Annotated in this window: 19 protein-coding genes; 6 read left to right on the top strand and 13 right to left on the bottom strand. The window is 61.3% G+C overall.

Translation table 11 applies throughout. The annotated features are described in order from the left end of the window. Window positions 1-152 precede the first annotated feature (152 nt). Window positions 153-809 carry a transglutaminase-like domain-containing protein gene (locus tag LJY18_RS09590; RefSeq protein ID WP_238041580.1) on the top strand — a complete coding sequence of 219 codons (657 nt, stop codon included), beginning with the start codon at window positions 153-155 and terminating at the stop codon, window positions 807-809. A gap of 90 nt (window positions 810-899) precedes the next feature. Here LJY18_RS09590 and folE read toward each other — a convergent pair whose 3' ends face one another. The 4 genes from folE to LJY18_RS09570 all read right to left on the bottom strand — a co-directional run bounded on the left by folE (window position 900) and on the right by LJY18_RS09570 (window position 3,211). Continuing rightward, window positions 900-1,448: a GTP cyclohydrolase I FolE gene (gene folE, locus LJY18_RS09585; protein WP_238041579.1), complete on the bottom strand. Its 549-nt coding sequence runs from the start codon at window positions 1,446-1,448 to the stop codon at window positions 900-902. Between the two features lie 81 nt (window positions 1,449-1,529). Further along, window positions 1,530-2,105, bottom strand: a complete 576-nt coding sequence (locus LJY18_RS09580) for a Smr/MutS family protein (RefSeq protein WP_238041578.1) — start codon at window positions 2,103-2,105, stop codon at window positions 1,530-1,532. 73 nt (window positions 2,106-2,178) lie between these two features. Further along, window positions 2,179-2,499, bottom strand: coding sequence for a hypothetical protein (locus tag LJY18_RS09575; protein WP_238041577.1), 321 nt, complete (start codon window positions 2,497-2,499; stop codon window positions 2,179-2,181). Window positions 2,500-2,614: 115 nt separating this feature from the next. After that, on the bottom strand, window positions 2,615-3,211 hold the full coding sequence (locus LJY18_RS09570; protein WP_238041576.1) for a cysteine hydrolase family protein: 597 nt from the start codon (window positions 3,209-3,211) through the stop codon (window positions 2,615-2,617). Window positions 3,212-3,368: 157 nt separating this feature from the next. Here LJY18_RS09570 and LJY18_RS09565 point away from each other — a divergent pair, with 157 nt between their 5' ends. Beyond that, the gene (locus tag LJY18_RS09565) at window positions 3,369-3,506 is read left to right on the top strand and encodes a hypothetical protein (protein WP_238041575.1); all 138 of its coding nucleotides are present in this window, start codon (window positions 3,369-3,371) and stop codon (window positions 3,504-3,506) included. Between the two features lie 30 nt (window positions 3,507-3,536). On the opposite strand, the gene nhaD is transcribed toward LJY18_RS09565, so the two are convergent. Beyond that, on the bottom strand, window positions 3,537-4,766 hold the full coding sequence (nhaD, locus tag LJY18_RS09560) for a sodium:proton antiporter NhaD (RefSeq protein ID WP_269137761.1): 1,230 nt from the start codon (window positions 4,764-4,766) through the stop codon (window positions 3,537-3,539). 235 nt (window positions 4,767-5,001) lie between these two features. Here nhaD and prmB point away from each other — a divergent pair, with 235 nt between their 5' ends. Beyond that, window positions 5,002-5,916, top strand: coding sequence for a 50S ribosomal protein L3 N(5)-glutamine methyltransferase (gene prmB / locus LJY18_RS09555; protein ID WP_238041573.1), 915 nt, complete (start codon window positions 5,002-5,004; stop codon window positions 5,914-5,916). 38 nt (window positions 5,917-5,954) lie between these two features. Here the strand turns inward: prmB and LJY18_RS09550 are convergent, their stop codons facing one another. Both LJY18_RS09550 and LJY18_RS09545 read right to left on the bottom strand, forming a co-directional pair. After that, a complete protein-coding gene (locus tag LJY18_RS09550) occupies window positions 5,955-6,581 on the bottom strand; it encodes a LysE family translocator (protein WP_238041572.1) in 627 nt (208 codons plus the stop codon). A 70-nt stretch (window positions 6,582-6,651) separates the two neighbouring features. Further along, window positions 6,652-8,001 carry an NCS2 family permease gene (locus tag LJY18_RS09545; RefSeq protein WP_238041571.1) on the bottom strand — a complete coding sequence of 450 codons (1,350 nt, stop codon included), beginning with the start codon at window positions 7,999-8,001 and terminating at the stop codon, window positions 6,652-6,654. Between the two features lie 628 nt (window positions 8,002-8,629). Here LJY18_RS09545 and LJY18_RS09540 point away from each other — a divergent pair. Further along, window positions 8,630-9,400, top strand: a complete 771-nt coding sequence (locus LJY18_RS09540) for a GntR family transcriptional regulator (protein ID WP_238041570.1) — start codon at window positions 8,630-8,632, stop codon at window positions 9,398-9,400. Window positions 9,401-9,661: 261 nt separating this feature from the next. Here LJY18_RS09540 and guaD read toward each other — a convergent pair whose 3' ends face one another. From guaD to LJY18_RS09510, 6 genes are all read right to left on the bottom strand, one after another. Then, a complete protein-coding gene (gene guaD / locus LJY18_RS09535; RefSeq protein WP_238041569.1) occupies window positions 9,662-10,966 on the bottom strand; it encodes a guanine deaminase in 1,305 nt (434 codons plus the stop codon). 90 nt (window positions 10,967-11,056) lie between these two features. Continuing rightward, window positions 11,057-11,893, bottom strand: a complete 837-nt coding sequence (gene xdhC / locus LJY18_RS09530; protein ID WP_238041568.1) for a xanthine dehydrogenase accessory protein XdhC — start codon at window positions 11,891-11,893, stop codon at window positions 11,057-11,059. Continuing rightward, window positions 11,890-12,039, bottom strand: coding sequence for a hypothetical protein (locus tag LJY18_RS09525; protein ID WP_238041567.1), 150 nt, complete (start codon window positions 12,037-12,039; stop codon window positions 11,890-11,892). Before LJY18_RS09525 ends, xdhC begins: the two co-directional genes overlap by 4 nt. A 50-nt stretch (window positions 12,040-12,089) precedes the next feature. Beyond that, window positions 12,090-14,489, bottom strand: a complete 2,400-nt coding sequence (gene xdhB / locus LJY18_RS09520; protein WP_238041566.1) for a xanthine dehydrogenase molybdopterin binding subunit — start codon at window positions 14,487-14,489, stop codon at window positions 12,090-12,092. Next, window positions 14,482-15,921 carry a xanthine dehydrogenase small subunit gene (gene xdhA / locus LJY18_RS09515; RefSeq protein WP_238041565.1) on the bottom strand — a complete coding sequence of 480 codons (1,440 nt, stop codon included), beginning with the start codon at window positions 15,919-15,921 and terminating at the stop codon, window positions 14,482-14,484. The genes xdhB and xdhA overlap by 8 nt, the downstream gene beginning before the upstream one ends. A gap of 450 nt (window positions 15,922-16,371) precedes the next feature. Next, the gene (locus LJY18_RS09510) at window positions 16,372-18,348 is read right to left on the bottom strand and encodes a S8 family peptidase (RefSeq protein WP_238041564.1); all 1,977 of its coding nucleotides are present in this window, start codon (window positions 18,346-18,348) and stop codon (window positions 16,372-16,374) included. A 657-nt stretch (window positions 18,349-19,005) separates the two neighbouring features. Here LJY18_RS09510 and LJY18_RS09505 point away from each other — a divergent pair. Then, complete coding sequence (locus LJY18_RS09505) at window positions 19,006-19,665, top strand: GntR family transcriptional regulator (protein WP_238041563.1); 660 nt, start codon at window positions 19,006-19,008, stop codon at window positions 19,663-19,665. A gap of 1 nt (window position 19,666) precedes the next feature. Continuing rightward, window positions 19,667-23,155: a chromosome segregation protein SMC gene (smc, locus tag LJY18_RS09500; protein WP_238041562.1), complete on the top strand. Its 3,489-nt coding sequence runs from the start codon at window positions 19,667-19,669 to the stop codon at window positions 23,153-23,155. Window positions 23,156-23,449 lie beyond the last annotated feature (294 nt).

The raw sequence follows: 23,449 nt of genomic DNA, 5'->3' as shown, positions 1-23,449 counted from the left end.
ATCCTCCGTGACGACGAGTGGGTAAGAACCAGTGGTGAGTTTAGCCGCCATCCAGACAAAGATGGCAACAAGGGCGGCAAGCTTGGCCGGATAGTCGTGACAGGTGCTCGATCGGCGTCGTTAGACTGGTGTTCCCGTCAGGAGGAACAGCAATGCATGAATATCTGCAACCCGGCCCCTGCATCGATAGTGACCACCCGGCGCTGATTGAGTTCGCTGAAGCGTCGCGTGGCGGCAATGGTGATCCAGTCGAACAGGCCGTCAGGCTGTATTACGCCGTTCGCGATGGCATTCGTTACAACCCCTATGTGTTCAGCCGAGACCCGCAAACACTGAAAGGCAGTCATGCGCTACTCAGCGGCGAGAGCTACTGCGTGCCGAAGGCCACGCTGCTGGCGGCCTGTGCGCGGCATTGCGCGATTCCCGCGCGAATCGGGCTGGCCGATGTGCGTAACCACCTGGCCACCCCGCGGCTGCTCGAGCTGCTGCGCAGCGAAGTGTTCGCCATGCACGGGTATACCGAGTTGTATCTACGGGGACGCTGGGTCAAGGCCACGCCGGCATTCAACCTGGAGTTGTGCCGGGCGTTCAAGGTGGCGCCGCTGGAGTTCGATGGGCTTGGCGACAGCGTGTTCCATCCGTTCAACCAGCAGGGGCAGCGTTACATGGAGTATCTGGTCGACCACGGGCGTTTCGCCGACGTGCCGCAAGAGCTGTTCTTCAGCCATTTGGCGGCGGTCTATCCACATTTGTTCGCCGAAGATGCGCCGCTGCTTATGGGCGATTTTCACGGCGAAGCCGCGCGCTAGATTCTGCCCCCGACCCATCTACACAAGATGGGTCGTCTGCAGCTGGCTGATGATTGACCTTAGCCAGGTTTTCTCATGGTGTAGCGCTGATCAATTATTGATCAGGCTGAGAAATTCGCTGCGGGTGGCGGGGTTGTCGCGGAATTCACCGAGCATCACCGAGGTGACCATCGAGGAGTTCTGCTTTTCCACGCCGCGCATCATCATGCACATGTGCTGGGCTTCGATCACCACGGCGACGCCAAGGGCGCCGGTGACTTGCTGGATGGCTTCGGCGATCTGCCGGCTGAGGTTTTCCTGGATCTGCAGGCGGCGGGCGTACATGTCGACGATCCGCGCGACCTTGGACAGGCCGAGCACTTTGCCGTTGGGGATGTAGGCAACGTGAGCCTTGCCGATGAAGGGCAGCAGGTGGTGCTCGCACAGCGAATACAGCTCGATGTGCTTGACCAGCACCATTTCGCTGTTGTCTGAGCTGAACAGCGCGTCGTTGGTGACTTCTTCCAGGGTCTGCTGGTAGCCGCGGCAAAGATACTGCATGGCTTTGGCCGCGCGCTTGGGGGTATCGAGCAGGCCTTCGCGGGACGCGTCCTCGCCTAGTTGGCCAAGAATCGCGGTGTAGTTTTGTTCCAGGGACATGGATCTTCCTGTGGCATTCGGGGTAATACGCTAGGGCGCAGGGTAGGGGTGAGTTTCAGGCTGACAAGGATCAGGAGTCTGCTACCACTCGTCGCGGCCATCCAGCATGGTGCGCTTGAGCATCACATAAACCGCACCGGTGCCGCCATGCTTGGCCACGCAGGAGGTGAACCCGAGCACTTGTGGATGCTGGCGCAGCCAGGTGTTGACGTGGCTTTTGATCATCGGTTTGCGCCCATCCATGCGCACGGCCTTGCCGTGGGTAATGCGCACGCAGCGCACTTCCAGCTTGCTGGCTTCGGCGAGGAACTCCCATAGCGTGTCGCGGGCTTTTTCAACGGTCATGCCGTGCAGGTCAAGGCTGCCTTCGAAGCTGATCTGGCCAAGCTTGAGCTTGCGCATCTGGCCTTCCTGCACGCCATTGGCAGCCCAGTACAGCGGGTCTTCGGGCCCGACGTCGATGACGAACTGGTCCGACAGACCGTCGACTCTTACCGTGTCCACGCGCACCGTCGCCGCCTGGCGCAGGCTAGCCAATTTTATGCGGTCGGGCTTGGCTTTGCCTGTGTCGGCACGATCGTGCTTGATCGGCTGGACACCGCGCAACTCGGCTTTGAACAGGGCGCTGTCGTTATCTTCTCTGTTGTCGTCTTGCATCTGGGCCTCCGCGAAGGCCGCTAGTGTAACCAAGGCGGCAGCTTTCGTGCTGCCTCGATCGATGGGCCGGCCATCAGTCGCGTTTCTTCATCAGATGCGGGGCCATGCTCAAGTCGCTGGGGCGGCGCAGGCGGCGTCGGCACAGGCGCCACAACGCGATGCCGGCCCACAGCAGGAACAAACCGAATACCAGCAATACCACGGCGGCGCCGGTCGAATCGTTCAGCGCGCCAAGTGTCGGCGCCCGGCCGAGCAGGCTGGCTGCGCCGGCCATCGTCAGCAGTACGCCAAAGGCGGCGAGCAGTGCTGCCAGTATGGCGGCGAAGCGCATGCGCCAGTTGCTCGGCCCGCGTGGGCGCAGGCGGCGAGCATCGAAACCATCGGATAACTTCATTCCGATTTCCTCATTGGGTATCGGCGGTATGACCGGCAGGTGCTGTGCTGGTTCCTGCGGCATGTCAGGCATGGCCGCAGGCTGTGAGCTGGTCTGGGTTTGCTGGTCGTGCGGCTCAGATCAGGGCACTGGCTTGCGCTACCACTGCCGCGAAGTTGTCTGCCAGGGCAATGATTTCCGCACGGTGCATGTCGGCGGCGCTGATGACCTTGCCGTCCAGTGTCGGCAGGTCGCGGGTGGCGCAGGCGGCATCGACCACCGTGCAGCGGTAGCCATAGTCCTTGGCTGCGCGCACCGTGGTGCTGATGCTCGAATGCGTCATGAAGCCGCAGACGATCAGGTCGAGGTGGCCAAGCGACTGCAGTTGGTCATGTAGCTCGGTCCCGGAGAAAGCGTTGGGCATGCGTTTCTCCACCACGATCTCGCCGGGCAACGGCGCCACCTCAGGCAGGTGGTGGCCGCGGGGGCCGCGGGGGTCGAGCAGACCATCGGGAATCCCCAGGTGCTTGACGTGGACGATAGAGGCGCCGGTGTTGCGCGCGGCGGTCAGCAGCTTGGCGATCTCCGCGAGTGCCGGATCGAGCCCTGGCAGTTGCAGTACGCCGCTGCGGTACTCCTCTTGGGCGTCGATGATCAGCAGGGTCGCATTGCCCAGGGTGGCGGGAGCATGGCTGCGCCCTGTGAGCTGAAACAGTGTTTGCGGATGAGACATGACCTAACTCCTCGCTGGCGCGGACGACAGCGTCCATTGTCCGCCTGTGCGAGGCTGCTGTGAACCTCTTCGGTGTGCGGCCTTGCGCGCTAACCCGGGTACGAACAGAATCGAACCTATCCAGAGGGTCTGGAGTCGTACGCAAAAGGAGTTGCTTATGGATTTGCTGTCACTGTTTTCCGCGCATTTCTGGTTGTTGTTCGCCTTGGCGGTTGCCATCGCGGTGTTTCGCGAGCTCAGGCGTGAGCCGAATGAGCCATCCTTGCGCGCACCGCGGCGCAAGAAAACTGAGTGAGCGCCCGGCAGCTCGCCGGGCGCCGATCGCTCAATAGAGGCCGAATACCATGAACTGCAGGTACCAGATGCCCAATGAGCCGAAAAAGTTGACCAGGATGGCCGGCAGAAACTTCAGGTGCACACCAAAGCTGTAGCTCTTGTCCAGCGACATGGCCATGACCCCGGCAGCCGAGCCGACCACGGTCAATGAACCGCCAATCCCGACCATCAAGGCGTTCAGCGCCCACTGATCGAGACCCAGTTGCGGGTCGGACATGAGGGCGGCGGCTTCGACCGGCACGTTATCCATGACCCCCGAGGCTATGCCGAGAATCACGTTGACCCCGGTTGGGCTCATTACTTCGAACAGTTGCGAGATATAGGTCAGCCAGCCAACGTGGTTGAGGCAGGCGACCGAGGTGATGATGCCGATAAAGAACAGCAGGGCGTTCCATTCGACCTTCTGCAGTTGATCCTGCCAGGGCAGTTCGATGCCGCGGCGCATTAGCAACCAGGCGTAGAGCGCGACCAGGCCCAGGCCGATGCCGATGGCGAATTCGATGCTGACCTTGAGCAGGATGTTGCACAGCACCGCACCGACCACGGCGAAGAAACCAACGATAGCCAGCCCCGCGCCTCCGGGCTTGAGGGCGGTTTCCGAGGGATCCGCCAGGTGGATCAGGTCCTTGCCATCCAGCTTGCTCAGATAGAAGAAATGCAGGGTGGCGGCGAACAGCAACCAGCCGATCAGTGCCGAGGGAATCAACAGCAACAGCCCGGCGATGCTGATCTTGCCCGCCAAGACCACCATCAGGCTGGTCGAGGTGCCGAGAAACCACACGCCGCTATTGGACGCCACGACGATATTGCACAGCGCCACATGGGTGTAACGCTGGTTGGTGGAAATGCTTTGCACCGTCTTGCCAAAGATCATCGCGGTGGTGATGTTGTTGAGAAACGGCGAGAGCATCGCCGACAGGGCGCCGGTGGCCCAGAACATGCCTTTGGCGCCCAGGCCTTTGCGCATCAGGTAACCGTTGAGCGCGGTAAATACGTTCCGCTCGTTGAGCAACTCCACCACCATCCACATGAACGCCATGAAGGCTATCAGGCCGAACAGTTCCTCTTTGGTCTCGCTTTGCGCGTGGAGGAAGTACTGGAAGCCGTTGGGATCATTGATGGCGTAGTGGGCGCCGATTACGATCAAGCCGGACATCATGAACATGGCAGGCTTGAATTTATCCATCTCCAATTGAGCTTCAAAAACGATAAGCGTCATGCCAAACAGGAATATAGCCAACACGAGCAAGCCCGTGAGCGAGAAGGGTTCTATGACCATTTGTGATGGATCTCGAAAGGAAGGCGGGAGGGGTTAATAATTCGTTACAAATTATATCGAACCCCCTGGCACACGAGCAGTGTCCACTGCCCGACTTGGCCGATTTATTTTCGTCTCCGGGTGCAGGGCGAGTGGTTCGGCTAAACTGCGCCAACTTTTTCCAGGAGAGACGCTTGTGACTGCTACTCGTTTACGTACCCTGCGCGATTACATTCGCTGGGCTGTCAGCTGTTTCAATCGTGAAGAGCTGTTCTTCGGTCATGGCAGCGACAATGCTTGGGACGAGGCGCGCCAGCTGGTGCTGGGCGCAGTGCATCTGCCTTGGGAGATATCCGACAGCTACCTTGACTGCCGCCTGGAGGATGACGAGCAGGCGCATCTGCACGCCCTGCTCAAGCGCCGCATCGAGGAGCGTGTGCCAACCGCCTACCTGTTGGGCGAGGCCTGGTTCTGTGGCCTGCCATTCATCGTCGATGAGCGTGTGCTGATTCCCCGCTCACCGATTGCCGAGCTGATCGAACAGCATTTCCAGCCTTGGCTGCCCCAGGAGCCTGCGCGGATTCTCGATCTGTGCAGCGGCTCCGGCTGCATCGGTATTGCCTGCGCCTACGAATTCCCCGAGGCGGAGGTGGTATTGGCTGACCTGTCGTATGAGGCGCTGGAGGTGGCCAACCAGAATATCGAGCGCCACCAGTTGGATGACCGCGTCTACACCGTGCAGGGCGATGGCTTTGACGGTTTGCCGGGGCAGCGCTTCGATTTGATCGTGTCCAACCCGCCCTACGTCGATGCCGAGGATTTCGCCGACATGCCGGCCGAATACCAGCACGAGCCGGCCCTGGGCCTGGCGTGCGGCGAGGATGGCCTGAATCTGGTGCGGCGCATGCTGGCCGAAGCGGCCGATCATCTGCATGACAAGGGTTTGCTGATCGTCGAGGTCGGCAACAGCCAGGTGCATGTCAGCGACCTGTACCCGGAAGTGGACTTCACCTGGCTGGAGTTCGAGCGCGGTGGCCATGGCGTGTTCCTGCTGGCGGCCCAGCAGTGCCGTGAGCACCAGGCGTTGTTTCGCGAGCGTCTTGCCGGCTGATTGGGGACGATAGCTGCGCGGTCTCGTTGCTGATCAGTTCAGCGGCTCAGCAACGAGGCCGCGCCAGCACCGCCAAACAGGGCCGCGCTAACCCGGTTGAACCAGGTCTGGCCCTTGCCTGAACGTAGGTAGCGCGCCGCACCACGGGCGCTGAGGCCATAGAACAGCTTGCAGCTCAGATCGAGCACTGCCCAGGTGGCAATCATCAGCAGTAGCTGGGTCATCATCGGTCTTTCGCCGCTAATGAACTGCGGCAGGAAGGCGGCAAAAAACAGAATATCCTTGGGGTTGCTCGCGCCCAGGCCGAAGGCCTGCCAGAACATGGCCTGAAAGCTCGGGTTGATCGCTTGCGCCTCGGTGCTCACTGGCTGGGCAGCTTGGCGCGAGGCCTGCCAGCTTTGCCAGGCAAGGTAGAACAGGTAGAGCGCACCGACGATCTTCAGGGCACTGAACAACCGCTCCGAGGCCAACAGCAAGGCGCCAAGGCCAAGTGCCGAGGCGCTGAGCAGGCAGATCGAGGCCGAAACCCCGCCGAGGAACGCCGGCAGTGAGCGGCGCAGGCCATAATTCAGGCTGTTGCTGACCATCAGCAACGATAGGGGCCCGGGGATCAAAATAACGATCAGTGCGGCGCTGCTGAACAACAGCCAGGTTTCCAGACTCATGGCATTCGCTCCTTGGAATGTAAAAGCCCCAGCGTCGAAACGCTGAGGCTTGGTACTGCTTGGGCCAACCTTACAGGAAGGCGAATTTGGCGATAAAAATGATGCACAGCACATAGAGGCTGACGGAAACCTTGTCACGTTGGCCGGTCAGCAACTTCAGCGAGGCGTAAGTCAGGAAGCCCAGGGCAATGCCGTTGGCAATAGAGAAGGTCAGCGGCATCATCACCACGGTCACGATCGCCGGAATGGTGTCGGTCTGATCTTTCCAGTCGATATGCGCCAGGCCGCTCATCATCAACATGGCGACATAGATCAGTGCGCCTGCAGTGGCATAGGCGGGAATCATGCCGGCCAGTGGGGCAAAGAACATCGCAGCCAGAAACAATACTCCTACAGTTACCGCTGTCAGACCGGTGCGGCCACCTGCGGCCACGCCAGAGGCGCTTTCCACGTAGCTGGTCACGGGCGGGCAACCGACCAAGGAACCAATCACGCTGGATGTGCTGTCAGCTTTCAGGGCTTGCGAGAGGTTCTGGATCTTGCCGTCTTCATCGATAAGATTGGCGCGATGGGCAACGCCCATCAGGGTGCCTGCGGTGTCGAACATGTTGACGAAGAGGAACGACAGAATCACGCTGATCATCGAGATCTGGAAGGCGCCGGCGATATCCATCGCCAGGAAAGTCGGGGCCAGGCTTGGCGGCATCGAGACCACACCGCTGTACTCGACCAGGCCCATGGCCATGCCAATACCCGTTACCGCAAGCATGCTGAACAGGATGGCGCCAAACACGTTGCGGTGACTGAGCACGGCGATGAGCAGGAAGCAGATGGCAGCCAGCAGTGCGTCAGGATTGGCGAAGCTGCCCATGGTCAGCAGGGTAGCCGGACTGTCGACCACGATACCGGCGGTTTTCAGGCCAATCAGGCCGAGGAACAGACCGACACCGGCGCCCATGGCAAAGCGCAGGCTCATGGGGATGCTGTTGAGCAACCACTCGCGAATGCTCGACAGGCTCATGAACATGAACAGGATGCCGGAGAGGAATACCGCACCCAGTGCGATTTCCCAGCTATAGCCCATGTCGCCGACTACGGTAAAAGTGAAAAAGGCGTTCAACCCCATGCCGGGTGCAAGACCTACCGGCCAGTTGGCATACAGACCCATGAGGAAGCAACCCAGCGCCGCACCCACACAGGTGGCGACAAAGGCTGCGCCCTGATCCACCCCTGCCATTGCCATGATATTGGGGTTGACGAAGATGATGTAGACCATGGTGAAGAAGGTTGTGATGCCCGCAATCAGCTCGGTTTTGATGTTGGTGCGGTGTTCGGTCAGTTTGAAAAAACGATCGAGCAGGCCAGGTTTTATCGACCCTAGAACGTGAGTTGCATGTTGTTCTTGTTTAGCGCTTTCCACAGTGGGTACTCCTCATTTCTCTTGTTGTGTACCACCCAGAGTCGTTATTGCGCACGCTTCGGCTCTCTGAGGTAGGTGGTGCGTTTGGGTGTGCTCACTGGCTCATTTGTTGACCATAAGGTCAGGAAGCTACACTGGCGCGATTATGATGTTGTATACAAAAAAAGCAAATAATGTTTTATGTTTCGGCCGCATGCCGGGTCGGCATCATGCGAGGTTGGACGTTGCTGTCAGGGCGGTCATTTCATTCATCGTTTAATAAAAACGCAATTAAAATCAGATAGATAAAAAGTAAAATAGATCTTCAGGTCGCCTGTGGTGAATTTTTTAGTGCGACAAATTAAGTGCGATCAATGGTGCCTTAAGCTGATTTTTCGCAGAAAAATCGGTTCTTATAAGAAATCAATTTAGGGGGCTCCAGCGGTACTGGAAGCACGGGCAGCGTTCGCAAAGGCCGGGTGGGCGATGCCGTGGCATCACGACGCTTGTGCATGTCGTGTATAAATTGATCGAATTGTGTACAATGCGTCGGTATTTTCCTGTTTTTCGCCACGTACTGATTGCCAGTCGCCGGGTGAATAGCAGTAGAGTCTCGGAAACAGGCCGACCCTCTTTAACGCGAGCCAGAATGAACGAGCAATTGCAGCCTCTCAGGAAACAGCCGGGTACCGGCAAAAGCAGCCATAGCGGGACTCAGGACGATGTTGTCTATGCGCATATCTTCGACGCTATCCTCGAACAGCGCCTGGCGCCTGGCACCAAGCTGAGCGAAGAGGCCTTGGGCGAAATCTTCGGCGTTAGTCGCACCATTATCCGCCGCGCCTTGTCCCGCCTGGGCCATGAGAGCGTCGTGCTGCTACGACCCAATCGTGGTGCGGTGGTCGCCAGCCCTAGCGTGGAAGAAGCCCGGCAGATTTTTTATGCACGGCGCCTGGTCGAGCGTGCAATTACCGAATTGGCGGTCGTGCATGCCACGACCGAGCAACTGGCCGAACTGCGGCAGATGGTCAAGGACGAGCAAGCCTGCTTCTCCCGTGGCGACCGTGGTGCAGGTATCCGCCTGTCCGGCGAGTTCCACCTGAAGCTGGCCGAAGCGGCGAAGAATGCGCCGCTGATCAGCTTCCAGCGCAGTCTGGTGTCACAGACGTCATTGATCATTGCCCAATACGAAAGCGGCAGTCGTTCGCATTGCTCCTACGACGAGCACAACCAGCTGATCGATGCCATCGAGGCCCGCGATGTGACCCGGGCAGTGAGCCTGATGATGCATCACATGGATCATATCGACAGCAAGCTCAACCTCGATGAGGAGAGCGCCTCGGATGACCTGCATGCGGTGTTTTCGCATCTGCTGCCGACCGCCAAGAAAAAGCCGGGGCGTACTCCAAGCAGTCGTTGATTGGCGCCCATCCTCTGCGGTGGGGCGGTTGCGGGGTTGGCGGCGCGACATAGATTCGTAGGTTGGGTCGGGCCGCGCAGGTTAGCGGCGATGCGATGCCGGGTTACGTCCATGGTTTAGGCGCCGCGTAACCCAAAAGCGATTTATGTAACTGCGCATCATGGCGGGCAATTGCGCTGGGTTACGCGGCGCTCCGAGCCTTGTACTGTTTCATTTACCTCGCCATGCGCCGCTAACCCACCCTACGGATCGCCGCATGCCTCAATCCCTGCGGTGCACCGATTGGCCGGCGGCGAAGGTTTCCTTGATCGCGCGGTCGTCGCCGAGCATGGTCAGGGCGAACAGCTTCTCGGCCAGGCTCGTGGCCTGCTGCATGCGATAGCTGATCAACGGTGTGGCGTTGTAGTCCAGCACCACGAAGTCGGCATCTTTGCCGCTGGCGAAGTTGCCGATCTTGTTGTCCAGGTACAGCGCGTTGGCACCACCCAGGGTGGCCAGGTACAACGACTTGAAGGGGTCGAGCTTGTTGCCCTGCAACTGCATGACCTTGTACGCCTCATTCAGCGACTGCAGCTGACTGAAGCTGGTGCCGGCGCCGACGTCGGTGCCCAGGCCGACGCGCACTCCGTGTTGTTCCAGCTTGTTCAGGTCGAAAAGTCCGCTGCCAAGGAACAGGTTGGAGGTGGGGCAGAAGGCTACCGCCGAGCCGGTTTCGGCCAGACGCTGGCATTCCGCGTCGCACAGGTGCACGCCGTGGGCGAACACCGAACGCGCGCCGATCAGCTTGAAATGGTCGTAGACGTCCAGATAGCCGCTACGCTCGGGGAACAGCTCCTTGACCCATTCGATCTCCTGGCGGTTCTCGGACAGGTGGGTATGCATATACAGGTCGGGATATTCCTGGAAAAGCTGGCCGGCCAGCGTCAGTTGCTCCGGGGTGCTGGTCGGGGCGAAGCGCGGGGTCACGGCATAGTGCAGGCGGCCTTTGCCGTGCCAGCGCTCGATCAGCTCCTTGCTGTCGGCGTAGCCGGACTCCGGCGTGTCGGTCAGGTAGTCCGGGGCGTTGCGGTCCATCAGCACCTTGCCGGCGATCATGCGCAGGTTCAGCGCCTCGGCGGCCTCGAAGAAGGCGTCAACCGACTGCTTGTGCACGCTGCCGAAGACCAGGGCGGTGGTGGTGCCGTTGCGCAGCAGTTCCTTGAGGAAGATGCCGGCAACGTCAGCCGCGTGGGCCTTGTCTTCGAACTGGCGCTCAGTGGGGAAGGTGTAGGTATTCAGCCAGTCCAGCAACTGCTCGCCGTAGGAGGCGATCATCCCGGTTTGCGGGTAGTGGATATGGGTGTCGATAAAGCCGGGGGTGATCAGCGCGTCCGGGTACTCGGTGATTTCAACACCCTTGAGCGTGGGCAGCAGATCGGCGGCGTGGCCGACCTGGGCAACCTGGCCGTCCTCGACCAGCAGCAGGCCGTCCTCGAAATACTCGTAGGACTGCTCGACGCCGACCACGGCGGGGTCGGCAAGGCTGTGCAGGATGGCGGCGCGGTAGGCTTTCAGATTACTGGTCATCTATTACGTCTCGATTTTGGGGCTGGCGCTACGTCGGGGGCGCGATGCGCGCCACTGACAATGCCGGGTTATTAGTAGGTGCGGCGTGGCCTAAGGTTGGGCGCGACGGGAATGGGGCAGCAGCTTGGCGACCGACGTCTCACCTTTTTTCACGTCCTGGCCGAAGGCGGCGTTGTAGGTGGCGATCACCTCACCGGCGATGGACACGGCGATTTCGATCGGCAGCTTGCCTTTGACCTCGGGCAAACCCATGGGGCAGCGCATGCGTTGTACCACCTCCGGTTGGAAGCCGCGGTCACGCAGGCGGTGTTCGAATTTGGCGCGTTTGCTCTTCGAACCGATCAGCCCGTAGTAAGCGAAATCGTTGCGCTTGAGGATGGCCGCAGTCAGTTCCAGGTCGAGCTGGTGATTGTGGGTCATGACGATAAAGTAGCTGCCAGCCGGCATGGACTCGACCTCGTCGACCACTTCGTCGTTGACCACTTTCTCCACCCCGGCGGGAATCTGCGCGGGAAACTCGTTTTCCCGCGAGTCGATCCAGCGCACCTTGCACGGCAGGCTGGCGAGCAGGGGCACCAAGGCGCGGCCGACATGGCCGGCGCCAAACACGGCGATCTTCGCCTGGGGCTGGCCCATGGGCTCGAACAGCAGCACGGTGGCGCCGCCGCAGCATTGGCCGAGGCTGGCACCCAGGCTGAAACGCTCCAGGCGGGTGTCCTGGCTACGATTTGCGAGCATCTCGCGGGCCAGTTCCATCGCCTTGTATTCCAGGTGACCGCCGCCGATGGTCTCGAAGATGCGCTCGGCGGTGACCACCATTTTCGAGCCGGCGTTGCGCGGCGTGGAGCCGCGTTCTTCGATGATGGTCACCAGCACGCAAGGTTCGCCTTGCTGCTGCAGGTCGGCGAGGGCACTGATCCAGCTCATTTGCTCAGCCTCCAGGTGCGTAGCGGTTTGGCGGTGCGCGACAGGCGCCAGTCGTCCTTGAGACGAACTGGCGCGGGCAGCGTTTCCAACAGCACGAGCTTGGAGCCGTGCCGGGTGGTTTCGGGTTGCTCGGTGTGTGTTGTCATTGTTGTTCACCGTTGGTTTGGCCTGGCCCGGATTTCATCCGGGCCAGGGTTCAGGCCGGTTCGATCTCGATTGCCGCCGCGGCCTTGGCCGTTTGCTGTAGTTTCTTCATCTGTTCTACGCCCCAGAGTACCCGCTCGGGGGTAGCCGGGGCGTCGATTGCCGGCTGCACGCGGTAATCGGCCAGGCTGGCCACGGCGTCCTTGATCGCGCACCACACGGCGATGCCGAGCATGAACGGCGGCTCGCCGACGGCCTTGGAGTGGAACACCGTGTCTTCCGGGTTCTTGCGGTTCTCCACCAGCTTGACCCGCAGGTCCAGCGGCATGTCGGCAATGGCCGGGATCTTGTAGCTGGCCGGGCCGTTGGTCATCAGCTTGCCCTTGGCGTTCCACACCAATTCTTCCATGGTCAGCCAGCCCATGCCCTGGACGAAGGCGCCTTCCACCTGGCCGATATCGATGGCCGGGTTCAGCGAGGCGCCGACGTCGTGCAGGATGTCGGTGCGCAGCATCTTGTACTCGCCGGTCAGGGTATCGACTATCACCTCGGCGCAGGCGGCGCCGTAGGCGAAGTAGTAGAACGGCCGGCCGGCGGCCTTGTCGCGATCATAGAAAATCTTCGGTGTGCGGTAAAACCCGGTGCTGGAAAGCGAGACCTGGGCGAAGTAGGCCTTCTGGATCAGCTCCTCGAAGGACAGGAACTGCCCACGCACGCGTACCTGGCCGTTGCGGAACTCGACGTCTTCCGGGGTGACCTTGTACTCGCGCACCAGAAAATCGACCAGCCGCTGCTTGATGGTTTCGGCGGCGTTCTGCGCCGCCTTGCCATTCAGGTCGGTGCCCGAGGAGGCTGCGGTCGGCGAGGTGTTGGGCACCTTGTCGGTGTTGGTCGCGGTGATCTGGATGCGCGAGGTTTCGACCTGGAACACTTCGGCGACTATTTGCGCCACCTTGGTGTTGAGGCCCTGGCCCATCTCGGTGCCGCCATGGTTGAGGTGGATGCTGCCGTCGGTGTAGATGTGGATCAGCGCGCCGGCCTGGTTGAGGAAGGTGGCGGTAAAGCTGATGCCGAATTTGACCGGAGTCAGCGCCAGGCCTTTCTTCAGTACCGGGCTCTTGGCATTGAACGCACGGATGTCCTCGCGGCGCTTGGCATATTCGCTGCTGGCCTCCAGGTCGGCGGTCATCTCGGCGAGCATGTTGTGCTCGACGGTCTGGTGGTAGTGGGTGACGTTGCGCTCGGTCTTGCCGTAATAGTTGAGCTTGCGCACTTCCAGCGGGTCCTTGCCCAGACTGCGCGCCACTGAATCCATGACTTCTTCGATGGCGACCATGCCCTGAGGGCCGCCGAAGCCGCGGTAGGCGGTGTTCGAGGCGGTGTTGGTCTTGCAACGGTGGCCGTTGATGGTGGCGTTGCCGAGGAAGTAGGCGTTGTCCGAGTGGAACATGGCGCGATCGACGATCGAGCCGGACAGGTCCGGCGAATAGCCGCAGTTACCGGCCAGTTCCAGTTGGATGCCGTGCAGCAGGCCGTTGTCGTCGAAGCCGACGTCATATTCCACGTAGAACGGGTGGCGCTTGCCGGTGATGCTCATGTCCTCCATACGCGGCAGGCGCATCTTGGTCGGCTGGCCGGTGAGGTGGGCGATCACCGCACAGAGGCAGGCGGGGCCCGCCGCCTGGGTTTCCTTTCCGCCGAAGCCGCCACCCATGCGGCGCATGTCGATGACGATCTTGTGCATGGGCACGCCAAGCACTTCGGCGACCAGTTTCTGCACTTCGGTGGCGTTCTGCGTCGAGGTGTAGACGATCATGCCGCCGTCTTCGCTGGGCATGACCGAGGAAATCTGGGTCTCCAGGTAGAAGTGCTCCTGACCACCGATATGCAGCTTGCCTTGCAGGCGACGGGGGGCGCTGGCCAGTGCGGCGGCAGAATCGCCGATCTTGTGCTGGTGACTGTCGAGGACGAAGTGCTGCTTGCGCAGCGCCTCTTCCACGTCGAGTACCGGCTCGAGGTCTTCGTATTCGATGATTGCCGCCATGGCCGCCTTGCGCGCGGTTTCCAGGCTATTAGCCCCCACCGCGAGCACCACCTGGCCGACATACTCGACCTTGCCATCGGCCAGCAACGGATCGCCGGCGACCACCGGGCCGATGTCCAGCTGGCCGGGTACGTCCTTGCTGGTAATGGCGATGGCCACCCCGGGAATCGCGTAGCAGGGCGCGGTGTCGATGCTGAGGATGCGGGCATGGGCGCGGTCGCTCATGCGCGCATAGACGTGCAATTGGTTGGGGAACTCCAGGCGGTCGTCGACGTATACCGCTTCGCCAGATACGTGTTTGTCCGCGCTTTCATGCTTGACGCTGCGGCCAACGCCGGTGGTGATATCGGCGCGGAACAATTCCGCCAGCTCAGCTTGAGTTTTTTCGGTCTTGTGATGGCTAGACATAGGCGGTCACCCGGGTTTCGACTTCGGGAGCTTGCAGCTCGAGGAAGAATTTACGCAGCAGGTTCTGCGCGATGAGCAGGCGATATTCCTTGCTGGCACGGAAGTCGCTGAGCGGCGTGAAGTCTTCGGCCAGCGCCGCACAGGCGCGCTCGACGGCTTCTGCACCGCAGGCGCTCCCGGTGAGCGCAGCCTCGCAGGCGGCGGCACGCTTGGGAATCGCCGCCATGCCGCCGAAGGCGATGCGGGCCTCCTTGATCACACCCTCGTCGATGCGCAGGTTGAAGGCGGCGCAGACTGCGGAAATGTCGTCGTCCAGGCGCTTGGAGACTTTATAGGCGCGGAACGCCTGGGTGCCCTGGGCGCGCGGCACGATGATCTTCTCGATGAATTCGGCTTCCTGGCGAGCGGTCACCTTGTAGTCGAGGAAGTAGTCCTCGATCGGCAGGCTGCGGCTGTCGCTGCCCTTGCGCAGGACGATCTGTGCCCCGAGGGCAATCAGCAGCGGCGGGGCATCGCCGATTGGTGAGGCATTGCCGATGTTGCCACCCAGGGTGCCCTGGTTGCGGATCTGCAGAGAGGCGAAGCGGTGCAGCAACTCGCCGAAGTCCGGGTAGTCCTCGGCTAGTGCGGCGTAGCAGTCGGACAGCGAAGTTGCGGCACCGATCTCGATGCTATCGGCGGTGACTTCCACGCGCTTCATCGACTCGATATGGCCGACGTAGATCATCACCGGCAGTTCGCGATGGAACTGGGTGACTTCCAGGGCCAGGTCGGTGCCGCCGGCGAGCAGACGCGCCTCGGGGTTGGCGGCGTAGAGGTCGGCCAGGTCGGCGACGGTCAACGGCAGCAGGCAGCGCTTGTCGCCGCTGTTCAGCTCGGCGGTTTCGCGTGGGGCGATGGCCTTGAGTTGCGCGACTGTGTCGGCCTCGAAGGCGTCGAACTGATCCGGCTGCTTCTGACAACAGGCTTGCTCGGCGGCGTCGATGATCGGCCGGTAGCCGGTGCAGCGGCAGAGATTGCCGGCCAGGGCTTCCAGGGTCTCGGCCTTGTCGAAGCCGTTACTGTTTTTCTGCAGGGCGAACAACGACATGACGAAACCCGGCGTGCAGAAGCCGCACTGCGAGCCGTGGCAGTCGACCATGGCCTGCTGCACGCTGTGCAGTTGACCCTGGTGCTTGAGGTCTTCGACGCTGATCAGTTGTTTGCCATGCAGGCTGGAGACAAAGGTCAGGCAGGAGTTCAGGGTGCGATAACGCACGCGCTCGCCATCCAGTTCGCCGACCACCACAGTGCAGGCACCGCAATCGCCGGAGGCGCAGCCTTCTTTGGTGCCAGGCTTGCCGAGGTGCTCACGCAAGTAATTGAGCACGGTGAGATTTGGGTCGAGTTGCTGCTCGCTGCGCAGCTCCCGATTGACTAAAAACTGGATCAAGGACGACCTCCAGGCACTTTATTGTTCTTTACAAGCCGGTTGTATGGGGCGGTGTAAAACGCGGCGTCTGCTTGTGCGGCGTTCTGACGCGGCCATTCATGGGGCAAATTTAGAGAATTCTGACTTTTGGGTCAACAAATATTTGACTATCTGGTCAGGTGATTGTCATGCGATTCAGTTATGCATGCCTGCATGCAGCCGCGAGCCCGGCGCTAGGCTTGGGTTCATTTCTGTCCGTGATTGTAGGAAGGGCGCCAGGACATGGATGGTGAGGCAGCCGGGAGGGCGGAAAGGGCGCGCTTGTTGGAGCAAGCGCGGTATGGGGGGAGAGGGATCTGAGTTGGTAATCGCGCGCTGCCGGGCCGTGGATTTCGGCCCGGCAGTGAGGTTGTCGACGGGAGGCGCTCCTGCCCGCAGGGGTACAGAGCGGCCGGGCGGTTTAGCCATTTATCACCTGGTGGGTTTACCGCCTTTTCCGCCGCCCTTGCCGCCACCCGAGCCGGCGTCGCTTACGGTCATTACGCCGGACATGCCACTCCAAGTCGATGTTTCCTGGCCATTGCGCGCGCGGACTCGATAGCTGTAGCGGCCGCTGGCGACGTCGTCTTCGTAGGCGCGAGTGGCTGCGCCGTTGACCGGGATCAGCGTCGTCGAGGTAATCGAGCCGTTTTTCTTGTGCAGCGTATTGCGCTCCAGGTCGAAGCCGGTGACGTTCTCGCCATTGTGGCTCCAGTTCACACGTACCCACTGATTGCCGTCGCCCTGGGGGTCTATCACCTGGGTGCTGGCGAGTTGGGGGGCTTCGGGCGTCGTCGGAGGCTGCGGTGGCTCCCCGCCGCCCAAGGCCAGTGCGCCGGCGATGTTGAGCCGGCCATGGCGGGTCCAGTCCTGCAGGTTCTGGCCCTGGGCGCCGATCTTGTCGGCGCCGTCTTCCAGGCGCTGGCGGACTACCTGGTTGCAGGGCAGGCCGGCCCATGAACAGTTCGCAGGTTGCAGGTCCTGGCCGGATGCGCCGCCTGCTTTCAGGGTTTCATACAGATCTGCCCAGACCAGCGCAGCACCGCCGGCCACCAGCGGCGCGGCCATCGAGGTGCCGTCCCACCAGTCGACGCAGCTGTCGGTTCCGGAAGCGAATCCGCACTGGACATCGGGCAGGATGCCGATGATGGTCTTGCCAGGCGCGGCCAGGGACACCCAGTCGTCGAAGTTCTGGCTGTAAGTGGAGAAACTGGCGCGATAGTCGTTGTGGTCAGATGCGGCCACGGCGATCACCGTGGACTCTCCGTTGGTATCGGTACAGGCAGCAGGATAGAAGCGCTGTGTATCGCCGTTGTTACCTGCGCCAGCCACCACCACCACACCGTTATCCACGGCCAACTGGACCGCATCGCATTCGGCATTGGAGGGGTCGGTGGGCGTGATGCCGCCCTCCGCATCGATAAAATCGCTGCCATAGCTCATGGTGATGACGTGGTACTGGCTTCGGGCCAGCTGGCCGCTGCCGTCGAGCCGATCGCTGGCCGCTTCCGTGATGGCGGCCGCGGAGGCGGAAACCGGGCAAAGCCCAACTTGGAACAGATTGATCCCGTCGGTGACCCATTCCAGGTAGCAGACCTTGAAAATGCCGGCACTGGTGTTCCAGGCGGCGCCGGCGATGCCCTCGCCATTATCGGTGTTGGCGACTATTTCCGAGGCGGTAAAGGTGCCATGGCCGAGGTTGTCGCAGGCAGGGGCCGACGGTGGGCATGAATCGCCAATGAAGCTTTGCCCTTCCACATAGTTGACCTGCTCCAGGCATTTGCCGCTCAGCTCGATGGCAGCGCAATCGGCGCCACTATCCAGCACCGCCACCTTGGCCGTGTCATATGCCGTGGGGCTGCTGGTGACTGCGCCCTGGCTGATATCCCAGGCCTCAGGCGCATCGATATCAGCATCCACGGTACCGGTGGTGAACTTGAAGGTAAGTTGACCAAAGATGTTGTATTGCTTGAGCGAGTAGCGTTGCCCTTTATTGTCCAGATACCACTGTTCTTCGAAATAGTTGGCGCCGTTTACCGGTGTCGGACCAGGTTCCTCGTTCGGCACCACCAGCAGGCGGTAGTAGTCGGGCTCGGCATAGAGCACATTCGGGTTGGCCTGGTAGGCGGCGACCTGGGCCATCACCGAGCCGGCCGGGACATTCACCACCTCCACACCGATGCCGGGAATCTCCCTGATGGGCATGGCCGAGGCGCTGCGATGGGCTTGCGCGACCTGGCTGGCCGCCGTGCCTGGCTTGAACTTGACCAGTACACGATCTGGCGCATAGCGCTCTAACTGGCGGGGCTGCACTTGCTGCTGCTGGTCGGCGGGTGCAGGTTGCGCCACTGGCAGGGTGGGTAGCAGCAATGCACAGATAAAAGCAGGCAAAACTAGGGTGGCGCGCATGGCACTCTTCTCCCCCGATGCACCGTTGTGACAGGGGGGATGCACCGTAGCAGTATATGGAAACGACAGACTCTCGATGAAAAGCCTAGAAGCTTTGAATGATACGGCCAGAGTGAATGTAACGAACGGTAGCCATATCGACGACCGGTCGTTCAGATTCTTTACGCCCCCAAGAGGTACTGCAAGGAATCTGTAACCAGCCTGGAGGTGGTAAGCCGAATTCAGCGAGGCAAACGCGCCGATGAGAGGAGTACGGCTCCTTGAGTTGGCGCAGGCTGATTGCGAATCGCTCAGATGGTGTTCTTCGCCGGCATGAGTAGCGGCCCAACTGTACATTGCTGAAAGCCAAGCGCTCCCCAGCAGCGGAAGCGGCAAGATCCAGTAGCCAGTTTTCAGGGGGGAGCATCCTGATGTCCGATCATGCCAGCAGACTAGTTGGCGCAGAGATACTTGTATCGTCGGGTATCTAGTGGATCAAGGCAGGCCGGCTGTCCAGCGTCTATGTTTTGCCCTGAAACCCAGAGCTGGGTGACCTTGGCCGAGTAACACCCTGTGTTACACTCGCCGCCGGCGCCTAGTCGCGCTTAGCCATGCCTGGCGGGAGCGGGCAGCCGCGTCGCTTGCCCTGAATGGGTCGGATAGAGCCTAAGGATTTCCATGACGTTGACGGCGCCGGACAGCCTCTCAGAACAGATCGCCCATCACCTCGCGCAACGCATCATTCGTGGTGAATTGAAGGCGGGTGAGCGCATTCAAGAGCAGAAAGTCACCCAGGCGCTCAGCGTCAGCCGCGGTTCGGTGCGCGAGGCGCTGCTGATTCTCGAACGTCGTCATCTGATCGTGATCCCGCCGCGCCGCGGCGCCCAGGTCAGCGAGCTGAGCGCGCACAACGTCAAGAGCCTCTACGCCCTGGTCATCGAGCTGTATATCCTGCTGGCTCGGGCGGTGGCCGATGGCTGGCGGGTCGAGGCCGATCTGGCGCCGTTTCGGCTCATCCAGCAGCGTCTGCTCGGCAGTCTGCAGCGCGAAGACATCAACGTTTTCGTCGAGGACAGTTTCAACATCATGCGCGCGGCCTATCCTTTCGCCGACAACCCCTATCTGCAGGAAACCGTGGAGAACCTGTTGCCGGCCATGAGTCGTACCTATTACCTGGCGCTGGAACGACGCAAAAGCGAAATGGGGCAATTCCTCAACACCTTTGGCGAGTTGTTCCAGGCGATCATCGCCCGCGATCACTCGCGCGCGCGTGAAGTGTTGCTGGCCTATGGCGAGCACAATTGCAAACTGGTCCTGGCGACCCTGGCCGAGCGCTGATATGCGTCTGAAATGTATCAAATTGGCCGGCTTCAAGTCCTTCGTCGACCCCACCACGGTGAGCTTTCCGAGCAACATGGCGGCGGTGGTCGGGCCTAACGGTTGCGGCAAATCCAACATCATCGACGCCGTGCGCTGGGTGATGGGCGAGAGTTCGGCGAAGAACCTCCGCGGCGAGTCGATGACCGACGTCATCTTCAACGGCTCCAATACGCGCAAGCCGGTGACCCAGGCGTCCATCGAACTGATCTTCGATAACTCCGACGGCACCCTGACCGGCGAGTACGCCAGCTATAACGAGATTTCCATCCGCCGCCGGGTAACCCGCGACAGCCAGAACACCTATTTTCTCAACGGCACCAAATGTCGTCGCCGCGACATCACCGACATCTTCCTCGGCACCGGCCTGGGCCCGCGCAGCTACTCGATCATCGAGCAGGGCATGATCTCCAAGCTGATCGAGGCCAAGCCCGAGGATCTGCGCAATTTCATCGAGGAAGCCGCCGGCATCTCCAAGTACAAGGAGCGCCGCCGCGAGACCGAGAACCGTATCCGCCGCACCCACGAGAACCTGGCACGCCTGAGTGACCTGCGTGAAGAATTGGAGCGCCAGCTGGAACGGCTGCACCGCCAGGCCCAGGCGGCGGAGAAATATCAGGAATACAAGGCCGAAGAACGCCAACTCAAGGCCCAACTGACGGCCTTGCGCTGGCAGGCGTTGAATCAACAGGTCGGTCAGCGCGAGGCGGTGATCGGCACTCAGGAAATTGGCTTCGAGGCGCTGGTCGCCGAGCAGCGTAACGCCGACGCCAGCATCGAGCGCCTGCGCGATGGCCATCATGAACTGAGCGAGCGCTTCAACCTGGTGCAGGGGCGTTTCTATTCGGTCGGTGGCGATATTGCCCGCGTCGAGCAGAGTATCCAGCATGGCCAGCAGCGTTTGCGTCAATTGCAGGACGACCTGCGCGAGGCCGAACGTGCGCGCCTGGAAACCGAATCTCACCTGGGCCACGACCGCACCCTGCTGGCCACCCTCGGCGAAGAACTGGCCATGCTCGAACCCGAGCAGGAGCTGACCTCCGCCGCTGCCGAAGAGGCCGCCGTCGTGCTGGAGCAATGCGAAAGCACCATGCAGGGTTGGCAGGAACAGTGGGACGGCTTCAACCAGCGCAGTGCCGAACCGCGCCGCCAGGCCGAGGTGGAACAATCACGGATCCAGCAGTTGGAACTCAGCCTGGAGCGGCTGGCCGAGCGTCAACGCCGCCTCGCGGATGAATTACAGCAACTGGCCGCCGACCCGGAAGACGCGGCCATTGTCGAGCTGAGCGAGCAGATCGCCGTCAGCGAACTGAGCCTGGAAGACCTGCAACTTGCCGAAGAACAGCAAGCCGAGCGCCTGCAACAGCTGCGCAGCGAATTGCAGCAAGCCGGCCAGGCTCAGCAGCAGGCGCAAGGCGAACTGCAGCGCCTGAATGGCCGGCTGGCGTCACTCGAAGCCCTGCAACAGGCGGCGCTCGACCCGGGCAAGGGCGCGGGTGACTGGTTGCGTGAACAGCAACTCAGCGAGCGTCCGCGCCTGGCCGAAGGGCTGCGTGTCGAGGCCGGTTGGGAACTGGCGGTGGAAACCGTGCTCGGTGCCGACCTGCAGGCGGTGTTGCTGGACGACTTCAATGGCCTGGATTTCAGCAGCCTGGCCCAGGGCGACCTGCGCCTGGCCAGCCCGAATCGCGGCGGCGCGCGGGTCGTCGGCAGTCTGCTCGACAAGGTCGAGGCCAGCGTCGACCTGGCGCCCTGGCTGGCCAAGGTCAAACCGGTGCAAACCCTCGACGAGGCGCTGGCCGCTCGCGCCAGTCTGGGCGAAGGCGAAAGCCTGATCAGTCGCGACGGTTACTGGGTCGGTCGGCATTTTCTGCGGGTGCGCCGCGCCAGCGAAGCGGAAAGCGGCGTGCTGGCGCGTGGCCAGGAGCTCGAACGCCTGGGCCTGGAGCGCGAAGAGCGCGAAGCGGCGCTGGCGCTGCTCGATGAGCGTTTGCTGCAGTTGCGCGCAAGCCAGGGCCAGCAGGAGGAGCTGCGTGAGCAGCAGCGCCGTCAATTGCAGGATCAGGCCCGCCTTCTCGGTGAGCTGAAGGCGCAGCTGTCCGCCGGACAGGCCAAGGTCGAGCAATTGACCCTGCGCCGTCGCCGCCTCGACAGCGAGCTGCTCGAGTTGGCCGAACAGCGCGAAATCGAGCAGGAGCAGTTGGGCGAATCTCGCCTGCAACTGCAAGATGCCCTCGACGCCATGGCCACCGACAACGAGCAGCGCGAAAGCCTGCTGGCCAGCCGCGATGCCCTGCGCGAACGGCTCGACCGGGTGCGCCAGGAGGCTAGAGCGCACAAGGACCACGCCCATCAGTTGGCCGTACGCCTGGGCTCGCTCAAGGCCCAGCATGATTCCACCCGCCAGGCCCTGGAACGTCTCGAATCGCAGGCCGAGCGCCTGCACGAGAAGCGCGAGCAGCTCAGTCTCAACCTGGAAGAGGGCGAGGCACCGCTGGAAGAGCTGCGCCTGAAGCTCGAAGAGTTGCTCGACAAGCGCATGTCCGTGGAAGACGAACTCAAACTGGCCCGCTTGGCGTTGGAAGACGCCGACCTCCAGTTGCGCGATGCCGAGAAGCGGCGCACCCAGGCCGAACAGCAATCCCAGCTGTTACGCGGCCAGTTGGAGCAGCAGCGCATGGAGTGGCAAGCGCTGAGCGTACGGCGCAAGGCCTTGCAGGATCAGCTGCTGGAAGACAATTACGACCTGCACGGCGTGCTCGCAAGCTTGCCCGGCGAGGCCAGCGAGAAAGCCTGGGAGGAGGAGCTCGAGCGCCTGGCCACGCGGATTCAGCGTCTCGGCCCGATCAACCTGGCGGCCATCGACGAATACCAGCAGCAATCCGAGCGCAAACGCTACCTGGACGCACAGAATGCCGACCTGGTCGAGGCACTGGATACTCTGGAAAATGTCATCCGCAAGATCGACAAGGAAACCCGCAATCGCTTCAAGGAAACCTTCGATCAGATCAACGGCGGTTTGCAGGCCCTGTTTCCCAAGGTTTTCGGCGGCGGCAACGCTTATTTGGAACTCACTGGCGAAGATCTACTCGATACAGGGGTGACTATCATGGCGCGCCCGCCGGGCAAGAAGAACAGCACCATCCATCTGCTCTCGGGCGGCGAGAAGGCGTTGACCGCGCTGGCCTTGGTCTTCGCCATCTTCCAGCTCAATCCGGCGCCGTTCTGCATGCTCGACGAAGTCGACGCGCCACTGGACGACGCCAACGTCGGGCGTTATGCCCGGTTGGTCAAGGAAATGTCACAGACGGTACAGTTCATCTATATCACCCACAACAAGATCGCCATGGAAATGGCCGATCAACTGATGGGCGTGACCATGCATGAACCGGGTTGTTCGCGTTTGGTGGCCGTGGATGTGGAGGAGGCGCTGGCAATGGTGGAGGCGTGATCCTTTGGCCTGGCGCGTTCGCCTATTTGCAGCAGCGGCTGTTGTTACCAAGCGCTGCCGCATCTTAGACGAGCTCGCGACTCAAGCATAACGTCGCCCGACTATTTCATTTAACAACTGCTAAGTAGCGACATAGCGTTTTAACGGCCGGTTGGCTGTGTAAAGTTACCTTTCGTCGTGCTAGCTTATCGTCCACTTTTGTTACACGTGGGAAACGCCCGTCAGAACATGGAGTTGGCGCCACGGTTTACAGCTGACATAGCAGGGGCAGGATGCCTTTTTTCGTAAAATCTT

It is taken from the genome of Pseudomonas sp. MMS21 TM103 (assembly GCF_022132145.1).
Taxonomy (GTDB): Bacteria; Pseudomonadota; Gammaproteobacteria; order Pseudomonadales; family Pseudomonadaceae; genus Aquipseudomonas.
The sequence above is the reverse complement of the archived record's forward strand: the minus strand, read 5'-3'. Positions and strand labels throughout refer to the sequence as shown.